Below are 13,400 nucleotides of genomic sequence, written 5' to 3' on the forward strand. Positions count from 1 at the left end.
AGTGAAGTTTGAAGTGGGTCTCGGGAAGCGACTGCTTCCTGGTTTAGGGTTGAAATAGTGTCGGGCATCAAAGGCGAACCATGCAAAAAAAAGCGCTATTATGGGATAACGACGGCGTACTGGTGGATACGGAAATCTTGTACTTTCAGGCGACAAGACAGGCGTTCCAAACAGTAGGCGTCGAATTGACCGAGGAGCGGTACCACAGGTTCTTCCTCAAGGAATCGTCGGGTACGCTTCACCTGGCAAATGAAAACGGACTGCCGTCGGAAATCGCGGAGAAGCTTCGGGCCGAACGCGATCGGATCTACAGCCGGAAGCTGCAAACCGAAAACCTCACCCGCGCGGGCGTTGAGCAGGTTCTCACCCGCCTGCAGAAAAAGGTCATAATGGGGGTGGTGACGAGTTCCCATGCCGATAATTTTAAAATCATCCATGACCGCACCGGGTTCGGCCGATTCTTTGATTTTGTCATCACCGGGGATGACGTTACTGAAACCAAACCCAGTCCGGAACCTTACCTGGCGGCACTCCAAAGGACAGGCTGCACCCCCCGGGAATGCGTCGCCATCGAAGACTCCGAGCGCGGTCTGCTGTCGGCCAAAGCCGCCGGGATTGCGTGCTGGGTCATTCCGACGGAACTGACCCGGTACGGAGATTTCAGTATGGCCGATAAGGTATTAACCTGCGTGGCGGATGTGGTCCGATTCATGCCTTGAAAATTTAGCGCCGATATGACATATACGCCCTGATCATTTCAGCCTAAACCCGGAAGGAGATTTTTTCAATGACACTGTATTCGGACCGGACCCTCATGATCGGTACGGAAAACGCTTTTAAAATAGGCCCTCATATTGCTAAAGTCGAATCCCAGGAAAATCCCGTTGCCAAACTGAACCTGGGAGAACCTGATTTCAACGCACCCCCATGGGTCAAGGATGAAGTCATCCGCCAGATCGAAAAAGACAACACCCATTACTGTGACCCCAAGGGGATTCTTTCCTTTCGAAAAGCCGTGGCCGACCAGGTAAATGCCACCCGTGGACTGGATGTCAGCCCGGATCAGGTTTGCGTTTTTCCCGGCGGCAAGCCCTCCATCGGCTTTTCACAGCAGATTTACTGCAATCCGGGCGACGAAGTCATCTATCCCAGCCCCGGCTTTCCGATATACGAATCGTTTATTCGCTACTTCGGATCTGTTCCGGTTCCACTGCACCTCAAGGAAGAGCAGAATTTCACCTTCACGCCCCGGGAGCTCGAACGCCTGATTACACCGAAAACAAAGCTCATTTTCCTGAATTTTCCGTCCAATCCCACCGGCGGGGTAGCCACCGAGGAACAACTGCATGCCATCGCCGATGTCATTATGTCCAGGTGCGGCCCGGACGTACGCGTATATTCCGATGAAATATACGAAAACATCGTTTTCGATGATCAGCAGCACCATTCCATCGCATCGGTCAGCGGAATGGAAAAGCGAACGATTATCAGCAGCGGCCTGTCTAAATCCTTTGCATGGACCGGGGGCCGGATCGGTTATGTGGTGACGCCGACGGCTGCGGAAGCCGATACGTTTAAAAATATGAACATCAACTATTTTTCGTGCATCCCCCCCTATAACCAGGAGGGCGCCCGGGAGGCGCTGCAAAACCCACAGTCCGGCCCCTGGATCGCCCAAATGGCGCAGACATTTCAACAGCGCCGTGATGTCATCCTGGAAGCCTTGAACAGCATCGACGGTGTCTCCTGCCAGAAGGCCGGCGGCGCCTTCTATCTCTTTCCCAACATCAGCGGGCTGTGTAAGCGGCTGGGCGTCTTTAGCGCCTTTAACAGTCTGCCGGCTGCAATTAAACGGACGACCTCACCCGCCACCCTGTTCCAGATGTTCGCTCTCTACCATCACAAGGTAGCGGTAATGGACCGGCGCTCCTTTGGCGCCATCGGCACCGAAAACATGCATTTTCTGAGGCTCTCAATTGCGGCAAATCTTGAAACCCTGAAAGAGGGCGTCCGGCGAATTTCCGCCGCCGGTGATGATACTGAAGGGTTTCGACGTTACATCGCTGCCGCTGAAAATCTTTTCTGAAACCGGATCAAAAGGAAGCATCATGTCAAAGGCAAAAAAAGGCGATAACGTAAAAGTTCATTATACCGGAACACTGGCAGACGGCACCTGCTTTGACTCTTCCCTGGAACGTGCCCCCCTGGCGTTTACCATCGGTAAGGGTATGCTGCTGCCTGCATTTGAATCGGGGGTAATCGGACTCCGGACGGGTGAATCCATAAACATACATATTCCGGCGAAGGATGGCTATGGATTGCGGGATGAACAGCTCATCGGCAGCATCCCCCTGGATCGGCTGCCCCAGGATCTGAATCCGCAAGTCGGCATGAAACTCCAGATGAAGACGCCGGAAGGAGAAATAATGATTATGGCCATAACCGAATTGCGCAAAAGCAGCATCACCGTCGATGGAAATCATCATCTGGCCGGTCAGGATCTGAATTTTGAGATCAAGCTTGTTGAAATTCTGCCGCATTGATTAACCCCTATTTTTGATCGAATCCGTTACCGGTCGCAAGGCCCTTCCCGCTTAAAAAAACAGGAAGGGCCTTTTTTTATTCACCTTCGCTTTGATGCCCCGCAGCTTGTCGAAGATCCCGGTTTATCGGGGCTGCGGGGAGCTTCATTTTCAGCGACCATCAATCGAAACACATTTTATTCTCAATCTTTTTCAAACCGCTATCGAAGTTCAACAGCGTTTGATTCAGAACCTCCATAAACGCCCGTAGTTATTCTTTGCGCTCATATTTAACCAATTTAATTATTATAATCCGATAAATACTTTTATATATTTTTTTGCTTGTTATGTCTGTTTTAGGCAAATATAGACATATATAAAAATTTAAGCTCATTAATCTTTTTTCTTGACATTTAGGCTCAATGTAATTATATAAACGCTTAATCGCTCAATATGAATTTATACGCTCATGATGAACAGAAAGGTTGACAACTTAATGACGCCCACCCCAAAAACCAAAATGGTTTACACTGTAAGCGAATTTTCCAAAGAGCTGGGCGTTCCACAGTCCTCGGTGCGGCGGTGGCTGAAAAGCGGAGAGTTGCGGGGAACCAAGATGGGAAAAAAATGGCTCATACCTGCTTCTGAAATTGAGAGGCTGGTAAACCCGCCCAAAGGAAGACGTTTGAAGCCATCCGGCGTAAAATAGGGCAACACATGCTGAAAGGAGGAATCCGATGGCCAGGTGTAGAGAATGCAATTTTTATGAAGAAGATGACGAACTCGTTTCATGCAATCATCCCTATCATCAGCCAAGCCTTTTTGGCTTCGACATTCCCGACGAAATCGATTGCGACGGATTTGAGCGGTTTTATCTTCAGGAGGAGTCCATTATTGATTTCGCCAAAAGCGACGATATTGATCTGTTTTTGTATTCGCGGGGCTATCGATAGGGTTTTAGCGCCTCCCGGGTTTTAATTTTTTTCGAAAAAAATCATCACGCCGATGCCGGTCGAGGATGTAGTGTTTTGTATTTTTTAAACCCTGCGCCTTCCGATCTAAAACAAATCTTTTTCCCATCCGGAAATCCTTTGACATTTCATCTCTTTTGACATACAGGTATAATTATTCATCGTCTTACAGTCCACTTCTGCTCCTCTGGTTCCAACTACTGCCCTATTCCCGCTGCCGTTTGACGAAATGCAGTTTACGACCATCTTTCAAACTGCCCGATAGCACCCATAGATGCTTTTTCCTGCGAACAAGCGTGGAACGACGGAAATATTTTTTAGCCGTTCATGTCATGGAGATTGACCAAACCGCTTCTCGGCTGCAGGATCAAACTGTTCCGTTTTCCACGCTTGTTTTAATTTTACGGCAGTAGAAAGAATTCAGCTTCCCCATTATCCACACGAATTTTTATAGTTTCTGCGCCCCCCTGCCCCTTCATCCAAGGCTCAAACATTCAATAAGCCGTTATAGCACCCGAACCGCACCCATCGTTCCCGCACAGGCATGCATGCTATAAATGAATAATAATTCATTTATAATGAATGACTCTATATTCTTGTCAAGAAATTTATCTGAGCTTCAAACATTTCTAAAATATATTTAACTAATTGTATTTAATTAATAATATTTTATATGCATTTACCCAACTCGCGCTGTTTTCTCTTGACGATTGTCGCCATCTTTGTTATTTGAATGAATGCTCATTCATTAATTAACTTTACACTCGGCGGGAGGTTATTATGCGAAGGATCAAGAAGGCGGCCGTCATCGGCTCCGGCGTTATGGGCGGCGGTATTGCCGCGCTGCTGGCCAGCACCGGAATAAATACGTTACTCCTGGACATCGTTCCACCAGATTTAAAGGACGATCAGAAAAAAGATAAAACCGCCAGGAATAAAATTGTCAAAGCCGGGCTGGATACCGTCCTCAGATCAAGTCCGGCCCTGATCATGCACCCCCAGAACGCCGCTCGGATCACCATCGGAAACCTGGAAGATGATTTTGAAAAGCTATCCGGCTGCGACTGGATTGTAGAAGTGATTGTTGAAAACCTGAAGATCAAGCAGGAGCTGTTCAAACGGGTCGAACCCATTAGAAAAAAAGACTGCATTGTCTCCTCCAATACCTCGGGCATTCCATTGAAAAAAATGTCGGAGGGTTTGAGTAAAACCTTTAAACAGCACTTTCTCGGCACCCATTTTTTTAACCCGGTTCGCTATATGAAGCTTCTGGAAATTATCCCGGGAGAAGAAACCCTGCCGGAAATTTTGGACTTCATGGTCGACTTTGGCGAACGACTCCTGGGCAAAGGGATCGTCTGGGCCAAGGACACCCCCAATTTTATCGGCAACCGCATCGGCGTCTTCGGCATGGTCCGGGCCATGCAGCTCATGGTGGAAGACGGACTGGCCATTCCGGAGGTTGATGCCATTTTCGGCCCGGCCATGGGACGGCCCAAAACCGCCATGTTCAGGACCGCCGACCTGGTGGGTCTGGACACCCTCGGGCACGTGTCCAAAAACACCTATGACCTGGTGGTCGATGATGCCCAACGCAACAGCTTTGTCATACCGGAATTTGTTGAAAAAATGATTGCCAAAAAACTTCTCGGCAATAAAACCAAAAGCGGCTTCTATAAAACCGACCTGACCCCGGAATGGAAAAAGGTGTACAAGGTCATTAATCCGGCTACCCTGGAATACGCGGAATATGCCAAGCCCGACTTCCCCTGCCTTGCAAACGCGGCCAAGGCCAAAAATCTCTCCGACAAAGTAAAGGCGATTGTTTACGGCGATGATAAAGGCGCCCGGTTTGCCTGGAAAGTGGTGGCCCATGGACTGATTTATGCCGCCGACCGCATCCCGGAAATCGCCGACACCATTGTCGAAATTGATAATGCCATGAAGTGGGGCTACAATTTTGAGATGGGCCCATTTGAATCATGGGACAGCATCGGCCTGACCGAATCCGTCGACAAGATGAAAAAAGACGGTTTCAAGGTGCCGCAAAAAGTGCTGGACATGATCGCGGCAGGCCATACGTCCTTTTATAAATTTGAAAACGGCAAAACGCTCTTTTACGACTTTGCTGCGGCTTCATACAAAGAGATGGTGGTCAGTGAAAATATCATCTCGCTCAAATCCCTCAAAGGCGCCGGGCGGACAATTGAAACCTGCAAGTCCGCCTCCCTGGTGGATCTCGGAGACGGCGTATTCTGCTGCGAGTTCCACACCAAGATGAACGCCCTCAATGGAGAGATTCTCGAGTTTCTAAATAAATCCCTTGATTATGTCGATGCCAACGGTGCCGGTCTCGTTATCGGCAACCAGGCCGGCGGCATGCCCAGCGCGTTTTCAGCCGGCGCCGATCTGATGATGATGGGCAATCTGGCCAAAGAAAAAAATTACGACCTGATTGAAACAGCGTCAAAAACGCTGCAGGACTCTTTGCAGCGGGCCCGCTATGAAGCCTTTCCGGTAATTGCCGCTCCCCACGGGCTGGCCCTTGGCGGCGGCTGTGAGGTCTGCCTGGCGGCCGATAAAATCGTTGCCCATGCCGAGCTGTACATGGGCTTGGTCGAAATCGGCGTGGGACTCCTGCCGGCCGGCGGCGGCTGTTTGAATCTGTGGAAAAACTACCTTTCTTCCATCCCGGCTTCGGTCAACGACATCGACCTTGCCAAATTCTTCCTGCCGGTCTTCATGAATATCGCCATGGCCAAGGTGTCGACATCGGCGGCCGATGCCAGGGCCAACGGGTTTCTGAAACCCACCGACCGGATTGTCTTTAACCGCGACTACCTCATCGGCGAAGCCAAGAAGGAAGTCTTGAAGATGGTGGCGGACGGATACGCACCGCCAATCAAACGCAATGTCAAGGTGCTCGGACAGGCGGCCCAGGGGATGGTCAATTCGGAAATACTGAATATGCAAAGCGGCAAATTTATTTCAGAATATGACGCGTTTCTGGCCAAACGAATCGCGTTTGTCATCAGCGGCGGGGATGTTAGGGATAACAGCGAAGTTTCCGAAGACGTTATCCTTAAACTTGAACGAGAGGCCTTCATGGACTTCTGGAAAGAAGAAAAAACCCTGGCACGGGTTGAACATTTGCTAAAGACGGGAAAACCCCTCAGAAATTAGCGTTTGTTTTTTTAAGCCGATGACCTTTTCATCACCTTTTTTAGGAGGAAACATGAAAGATGCATACATTGTAACATCCATCAGGACCCCCGGCTGCAAACGCAGCAAAGGGGCCTTTAAAGACACCCGCCCGGAAGACCTGCTGTCCTTTATCCTCGGCGCGGCAGTTGAAAAAACCGCTAACCTTGAAAAAAAGGATGTTCAGGACATCATGGTGGGGTGCGCTTTTCCGGAAGCCGAACAGGGCCTCAACATCGGAAGGATTGCCTCGCAGATGGCGGGCTTTCCCATTGAAGTGTCCGGCGCCACCGTCAACCGGTTCTGCTCATCGGGTCTGGAGGCCATTGCATTGGCTTCGCTGCGGGTGATGGCCGGCTGGTCGGATGTTGTCATCGGCGGCGGGATCGAATCCATGACCTATGTTTCCATGCCGGGAAACATGCCCCGGCCCCATCCCGTATATTCCCGCACAAGCGCGGATCTGTATGTATCCATGGGCATCACGGCCGAAAACGTTGCCAATCGCTATGGCATCTCGCGAAAGGAACAGGATGAATTCGCCTTTCACTCCCAGCGCAAAGCAGCCGAAGCCAAGGCCGGCGGCCTGTATACCGAACTCGTGCCGACCCCGGCGACCCGCTTTGTGCCCCAGGCCGGCGGAACCTCTAAACGCGAAACCTTTATCCAGGACTTTGACGACGGCATCCGCAAAGGAACCACCCAGGAAGCGCTGGCCGGCCTGATGCCGGTTTTTGCCGCCGGCGGAACCGTCACTGCCGGAAACTCCTCCCAGACAACCGACGGTGCGGCCGCCACTGTCATTGTGAGCGAGTCAAAGGTCAAAGAACTCGGATTAAAGCCCATCGCCAAATTGAAGTCATACACCACGGTGGGCTGCAAATCGGATGAAATGGGTGTCGGTCCCCGCTATGCCATTCCCAAGCTCATGGAATTGGCCGGAATGGATTTAAAGGATGTGGGTCTCTTTGAAATCAACGAAGCCTTTGCCTCCCAGGCCCTTTACTGCATCCGGGAACTCGGTATCGACATGAACAAAGTCAACATCCACGGCGGGGCCATCGCCCTGGGGCACCCTCTGGGCTGCACCGGCGCCAAGCTTTGTGCCACCCTGCTGGCCGGAATGCAGCAGAAAGGCGTCAAGTACGGCGTGGAATCCATGTGCATCGGCGGCGGCATGGGCGCTGCGGCCCTGTTTGAACTCTGCGAATAGAAAGTCTACGTTTTTCCTGAAGCTGCGATTCCCATCCTTCGGACGGGAATCGCAGTGGATCCAATAGCTGGGAAAGGCGTCCTCCCCAAATACCATCTCTGCATAGCCTGTAAGGATATCCTTAAATCCTTATCGCATCAATGAAGGAAGAAATAGCGTCAAGGGTGGAATATAAGCCACCGCCAGCGTTACTAGAATAAGTACCAGTAGAAACGGCATCAGGGGTTTTATCAGATCTGAAACGGGAACTCCGCTTATTCCTGCGCCGATATAAAGTGTAAGGGCTACCGGTGGTGTGACATGCCCAATCGCAACCGAACAGACAACTACAAGTCCAAAATGAACCGGATCAATTCCGAAAGATGTTGAAACCGGGGCCAGGATCGGGGTCAGGATGATGGTCGCTGCGGCAGGCGTGAGAAAGGTTCCGACAACCAGGCAGATCAATATCACGTTCAACAAAAACAGAGACTTATAAGGTAAATTGTTCAGGAAAAACTCCGATATGGTGTGGGGGATGCGCTCTGCCGTCAGTTTCCATCCGAAGGTTTTGCAAACGGCGATTAACAACATGATGCTGCCGACAGTTGTGCAAACCTGTAGAATCAAGTCTGGAATATCCTTCATCTGCAGCCCTTTGTAAAAAACAACCGCAATAATAATACCATAGACCACGGCGATAGACGCAGCTTCAGTTGCGGTAAAAATACCCGTAAACATTCCACCAATAATCAGGATCGGCATTACCAATGCCGGAAGCGCTGAAACAAAGGCCTTGGAAAGCTTCGGGAAGGAAAATTTTTCATCGCTTCTATATCCCCGCTTCATACAAATCCAGTGTGACAGCGCCATTAATGACAGCCCCACCAGAATCCCCGGTATAATACCACCGGCGAACAGTTCAACAATGGACGTACCTGAAATCCACCCATAGAGAATCATGTCGATGCTCGGCGGAATGATAATCCCGATGATGGAAGAAGTCACGGTCACAACGGTTGAAAATTTGGCATCATAACCGGCTTTGAGCATCGTCGGGATCAGAACAGAGCCAATGGCGGCGGTATCTGCCGTGGCAACGCCGGATATTCCGCCAAAGAACATGCTGGCAACGATATTGGCATGAGCGAGTCCGCCGGTGATGCCCCCCACAAGCCTTTGGGAAAACTCAACCAGTTTTTCGCCGCAACCGCCGCGATTCATGATTTCACCCATCATGATAAACAAGGGGACCGCAAGAAGTGGGAAAGAGTCAAGGCTGGTTGCCGTTCTTTGCGCAAGAAGCATCAAAGAAATGTCTCCATTCCATAACAGAACGGTCAGACAACTAAGTGCAAGTGAGAATACGACCGGCACCCTGATTAGAACAAAAAAAATAAAAGACCCAAAAAGAAGCAGTGTCATGCGTTTTTCCTTTTGTAGGCAATAAATTCCTTTATCCTGAGTATTGTTTCGCGAACATATGAAATCAGCATGAGGGCGGTTGCAAAGGGGACAGCAAAATAGACATAGCTCATGCGTATTTCCATCGCCGGCGACCTTTGAGAATGGACGATAGTCGTTAACTGAGTTCCATAGACCACAAAAACTACCAAAATCGTACAAACAAGAAGGTGAGTGAAAACCGAGACAACCGGCTTCAAGGTGTCAGGTATGCGGTTAAACAAAAAATCGATATCATGGAGTTTTTTTCGTTCAAGGGCGATAAAAGCTCCGCAAAGGGACGTCCATATAAAACTGAATCTGGCAAGCTCTTCGGGCCAGCTGAAACTAAAATGAAAAATATAACGAGTGAATACTTGCAGAAAAACACAGGACGTCATGACGATTAAAAAGGTCCCGGCAAGTAACCAGGCAAAGTAGAACAGGAATTGTTGGAGTTTCCCATCAGTTTTTGTCATCATGATACGATCCTTTGGCAAGTTACGGCAGAAGGATGATAAGTAACGGTTTTATCAACCCTTCTGCCGCATGAAAGATCTTACATTCCTTGAATCTGCTTGATAAGGTCCATGCCGCCTACGCTTTTGGCGTTGCCCTCATAAACGTCTTTGATTTTTTCGCGCCATTTGTCCATATTCGGTGGGAAATATATTTTTACACCATTATTTTTTGCGAGATCGTCAAAGAGGTTCTTTTCAGTTTCTACAAAAAGTTTTCTCTCATAGGCCTGAGCAATAGCCGCTGCATCCATGATATCTTTCTGTACCGCGCTGGACAGTTTGTTCCATGACAGTTTGGACATCATAAAGTTATGCCAGCTGAAAACATAATTGATCCGGGTGTAATGGGGAGAACTGTCAAAAAATTTCATGGATCGATAGCTGGCCCCGGTACCCTCGGCTCCATCCACGACGCCCTGCTTTAAACTCAAGTACACGTCTCCCCAGGGTATGGGAGTCGCAATGGCGCCCAAAGTGTTCCATGTATCCACCAGAATTTTATTCTCCATGGTTCGGATCTTTTTGCCTTTCAACTCATCAAGATTCTGAATCGGTACGCTTGCATACAGATCCCGTGATCCGCCGTAAACAAAACCCAGTTTGATCAGCCCGGCTTTTTCCATGTCTTTCTCGAGCTTCTTGCCAATGTCGCTGTCCATAACCCGGAAGAGATGATCGGTGTCATTGAACAGAAAAGGAAGGCTGAACACCTTGAAACCCGGGACAAATCCGGCGGTCAATGCCGAAGTGATCGTTGAGATGTCAACAGACCCGATTTGAAGCCCCTCGACCAGATCACGCTCATTGCCCAGCTGATTTGCAGGAAAAATGTTAACCGTAACTCCCGGCTGTCTTTTTTCGACTTCCTCTTTAAACTTGAGGGCCATTTTATGATAGGGATGTCCGGTCTCAAGTACATGACCAAATTTTAAGGTTATCTTATCAGCTGAAGCATCGGTCGCTACCATGCTGTACAAAAAAAACAGAACAGCGACAATGACAATTCCTCTTGCGGATGGTCTGAGCTTGTTCATTTTTCTCCTCCTTTTTGTTGGGTTAAATAAACATCCTGTATGATTTCGATTTTTCGCAGAAATTCAATCGATTCGATTAAGCTATTCCCTCCTTTTGAACTGCCGGAGACTTCGATGACCAATGCCCCGTTGAAACCATGTTGCGCCAATCGTTTAAAAAATTCTTTCCAGTTTATTTCTCCCTTACCGATCGGCAAATGCTGATCATTAAAAGAATTAAAATGGTTATCACTTGCATGAATGGATACAATCCGATTTATATCCAAATGATCCAGAACATCCAGAGGATCCATTCCGGACGCAACGCAGTGCGTGACATCCAGACAGATTCCAACCCGCTGATCAAGATAGCCCTGTACGATGGCCATGACTTCGATCAGACCCGCACCTATTCTGCTGTTGGAACGAACCGGCAGATTTTCAAGTGCGAGAGCTACTCTTTTTTCGGCGGCATAGGCCGAAACCTTGTTGATATCAAGAATGATATTCCCGGAATTAGCGGCGGCCGAATGGTTATGTGATAAGGTATCGTAGTAGATATGCTGCACAATGAACTCAGCTCCCAAACATGCGGCGAGATCAATTGTCTTAAGTGATGTCGTTGTCGCTTGACTTTGAAGGGATTCGAAACCGATATTGTCGGTAATATTGATAACAGGAACATGAATCGAACGGATTTGAATGCCAAGATGGCTAATAATCTGAAGAATCTTTTCAGGCGAATAGTTCCAGCAGCTTGGGTCAGAGTGATGCGGGTCGACACAGAGCTCAACCTGGGCAATTCCTAAATCCGCCATTTTCTGCAAGGCATCCGTAAGGGACAGCTCTCTGAAAGGCAATGTCGAACATGCGATTTTCTTCAAGTGTTACAACCTCATGAAAATTAGAATACAATCAAATGTGACTTGCCGGATAGACATCCGTTTTTGAACTCCGGTGTGATAATCTTTTTTTCCTCAAAATATCTTTTGGCACCCGTATGCAGCGGGATCGTAACGCCCCGCAGAGAATTCTTGAAACAGTACTCGGCGCCGGCAGGGTGCTCTTCGGCTATTTCATCCGTATGTTCCAAAATAGATTTTACAACCGAATAAACGGCGTCTTCACCGACTTCTTTATGTGTAATCAGGATGCAGGGGACGCCAAGGGTCGGGATACTTACGTTCTGTTGCGGATAGGTATTCGGTGATATCGCAGAATAAGTCCAGTAGGGACACTGCTCAATGATATCATGCAACTTTTCAGTTTCGATGGGAAGAAATGAGATAGCGGTTTTTTTAGAAAATGCCGAAAGGGCGCTGCTCGCACCGCCGGACAAATAAAAAACCGCATCGATCTTGTCTTCATTCAAAGCTTCAATCGCATTGGAAATGGATAAAATTTGGGGCATTATATCGGTTTCGGCTATATCGTAACTCTCCAGAACAATCCGCGAAACCCACTGGCTATCCCCGCCGGTTGCCCCTAAAGCTATTTTTTTACCTTTAAGATCTCCTATCGTTTCAATTTTATTTTTCTTCAAGGCAAAAATCTGTATGTCTAATTGATGCGCACCGCATACAGCCCGAATATTTGAGTAACTTTCCGCAAATTCACGACTCCCCCGATATGCATTAATTGCGACGTCGGATTGTGTTATGCCGAGTGCGATTCGTTTTTGTCCTGTAAGGATGACGTTCTCTATCCCGCCACCGGTGAGTTCAGCTTTGGCTTTAAGCCAGCTATATCGGTTGATTACCTTGGACAAAGCACTGCCCACAGAGAAAAACGTTCCAGCGACACTTCCGGTCCCCAGGGCGTCACAATAGATAATGAGGTCGGCCATTCTCTGTGATTGAACATCTTGAATGTGTTCTTCCATGATCCGGCGGGCTTTTTCATTGTTTTTGTTCTTGATCGCCTCGAAAATCTGCTGATGATAATTGCGCGCCTTTTCGATCCCTCCGGGCATGCGTTGGGTTAAATTTTCATGAAAAAGAAGCAGCTCATTTAAAATATTCAACAGTTCCTGCAATACCAAATTTTTGCCGGCCTTCGCGATACAGCTATGGAACTCAACATCCTTTCTTAAAAAAGCTTCTGTATTGTTTTCTTTAAGCGCAGTGTCCATTGCCTGCAGCAGAGATTCAAGCTCCTTGAAGTCCTGCGCGTCCCCTCTTTCAACGGCATTGGCTACTGTAATGGATTCAATATATTTTCTGGCCTCAAACAGATCAGATAAAGTCGTCCCTTTGGTGATCAGCCGTGGCGATAGAATTTTAAGGTAATTTGAAATCTGAGGTGTGGCGACAATGGTCCCGAGACCATGTTTTATACGAATTATTCCCTTAGCAGAGAGCTGTTGAAGACCCTCTCTTAATGAAGCTTTGCTGACCCCCAGCTCTTGGGTAAGTTCTTCGTGGGAAGGAAGTTTATCACCTTCTTTAAGATTCATTTCCAGGGTGCTGTCAAGTTTTTTGTGTAAAATTTTTATCAGCCAGTTTTTTGAAGAATGGCAGATTCTTGCGCACTTTTCC

Annotated in this window: 12 protein-coding genes; 7 read left to right on the forward strand and 5 right to left on the reverse strand. The window is 48.4% G+C overall.

The features are described 5' to 3' along the window. Window positions 1-80: 80 nt before the first annotated feature. The 7 genes from P1P89_06475 (at window position 81) to P1P89_06505 (ending at window position 7,907) form a co-directional block, all read left to right on the forward strand. Window positions 81-719: an HAD family phosphatase gene (locus tag P1P89_06475; GenBank protein MDF1591143.1), complete on the forward strand. Its 639-nt coding sequence runs from the start codon at window positions 81-83 to the stop codon at window positions 717-719. Window positions 720-787: 68 nt separating this feature from the next. Further along, window positions 788-2,086: an aminotransferase class I/II-fold pyridoxal phosphate-dependent enzyme gene (locus P1P89_06480; protein ID MDF1591144.1), complete on the forward strand. Its 1,299-nt coding sequence runs from the start codon at window positions 788-790 to the stop codon at window positions 2,084-2,086. Window positions 2,087-2,108: 22 nt separating this feature from the next. Next, window positions 2,109-2,543: a peptidylprolyl isomerase gene (locus P1P89_06485; GenBank protein MDF1591145.1), complete on the forward strand. Its 435-nt coding sequence runs from the start codon at window positions 2,109-2,111 to the stop codon at window positions 2,541-2,543. Between the two features lie 475 nt (window positions 2,544-3,018). Continuing rightward, window positions 3,019-3,231, forward strand: a complete 213-nt coding sequence (locus P1P89_06490; protein MDF1591146.1) for a helix-turn-helix domain-containing protein — start codon at window positions 3,019-3,021, stop codon at window positions 3,229-3,231. 28 nt (window positions 3,232-3,259) lie between these two features. Next, entirely contained in the window at window positions 3,260-3,475 is a 216-nt protein-coding gene (locus P1P89_06495; protein ID MDF1591147.1) for a hypothetical protein, read from the forward strand. Window positions 3,476-4,270: 795 nt separating this feature from the next. Beyond that, a complete protein-coding gene (locus P1P89_06500) occupies window positions 4,271-6,676 on the forward strand; it encodes a 3-hydroxyacyl-CoA dehydrogenase NAD-binding domain-containing protein (GenBank protein ID MDF1591148.1) in 2,406 nt (801 codons plus the stop codon). Between the two features lie 52 nt (window positions 6,677-6,728). After that, window positions 6,729-7,907, forward strand: coding sequence for a thiolase family protein (locus tag P1P89_06505; GenBank protein ID MDF1591149.1), 1,179 nt, complete (start codon window positions 6,729-6,731; stop codon window positions 7,905-7,907). 129 nt (window positions 7,908-8,036) lie between these two features. Here the strand turns inward: P1P89_06505 and P1P89_06510 are convergent, their stop codons facing one another. From P1P89_06510 to P1P89_06530, 5 genes are all read right to left on the reverse strand, one after another. Then, on the reverse strand, window positions 8,037-9,311 hold the full coding sequence (locus P1P89_06510) for a TRAP transporter large permease (GenBank protein ID MDF1591150.1): 1,275 nt from the start codon (window positions 9,309-9,311) through the stop codon (window positions 8,037-8,039). Next, window positions 9,308-9,811: a TRAP transporter small permease gene (locus P1P89_06515; GenBank protein MDF1591151.1), complete on the reverse strand. Its 504-nt coding sequence runs from the start codon at window positions 9,809-9,811 to the stop codon at window positions 9,308-9,310. Before P1P89_06515 ends, P1P89_06510 begins: the two co-directional genes overlap by 4 nt. Window positions 9,812-9,888: 77 nt before the next feature. Further along, on the reverse strand, window positions 9,889-10,884 hold the full coding sequence (locus P1P89_06520; GenBank protein MDF1591152.1) for a TRAP transporter substrate-binding protein: 996 nt from the start codon (window positions 10,882-10,884) through the stop codon (window positions 9,889-9,891). Beyond that, the gene (locus P1P89_06525) at window positions 10,881-11,747 is read right to left on the reverse strand and encodes a sugar phosphate isomerase/epimerase (GenBank protein ID MDF1591153.1); all 867 of its coding nucleotides are present in this window, start codon (window positions 11,745-11,747) and stop codon (window positions 10,881-10,883) included. Before P1P89_06525 ends, P1P89_06520 begins: the two co-directional genes overlap by 4 nt. 20 nt (window positions 11,748-11,767) lie before the next feature. After that, window positions 11,768-13,400: TAXI family TRAP transporter solute-binding subunit (locus P1P89_06530; protein MDF1591154.1), on the reverse strand; the 1,633-nt coding region annotated here is incomplete at its 5' end.

The organism is Desulfobacterales bacterium (genome assembly GCA_029211065.1).
Lineage (GTDB): Bacteria > Desulfobacterota > Desulfobacteria > Desulfobacterales > JARGFK01 > JARGFK01.

Coding starts and splice junctions, on each gene's coding strand:
- P1P89_06515 (MDF1591151.1), bottom strand. CDS start 9,811: ATGATGACAAAAACTGATGGGAAACTCCAACAATTCCTGTTCTACTTT.
- P1P89_06490 (MDF1591146.1), top strand. CDS start 3,019: ATGACGCCCACCCCAAAAACCAAAATGGTTTACACTGTAAGCGAATTT.
- P1P89_06505 (MDF1591149.1), top strand. CDS start 6,729: ATGAAAGATGCATACATTGTAACATCCATCAGGACCCCCGGCTGCAAA.
- P1P89_06495 (MDF1591147.1), top strand. CDS start 3,260: ATGGCCAGGTGTAGAGAATGCAATTTTTATGAAGAAGATGACGAACTC.
- P1P89_06480 (MDF1591144.1), top strand. CDS start 788: ATGACACTGTATTCGGACCGGACCCTCATGATCGGTACGGAAAACGCT.
- P1P89_06475 (MDF1591143.1), top strand. CDS start 81: ATGCAAAAAAAAGCGCTATTATGGGATAACGACGGCGTACTGGTGGAT.
- P1P89_06485 (MDF1591145.1), top strand. CDS start 2,109: ATGTCAAAGGCAAAAAAAGGCGATAACGTAAAAGTTCATTATACCGGA.
- P1P89_06520 (MDF1591152.1), bottom strand. CDS start 10,884: ATGAACAAGCTCAGACCATCCGCAAGAGGAATTGTCATTGTCGCTGTT.
- P1P89_06510 (MDF1591150.1), bottom strand. CDS start 9,311: ATGACACTGCTTCTTTTTGGGTCTTTTATTTTTTTTGTTCTAATCAGG.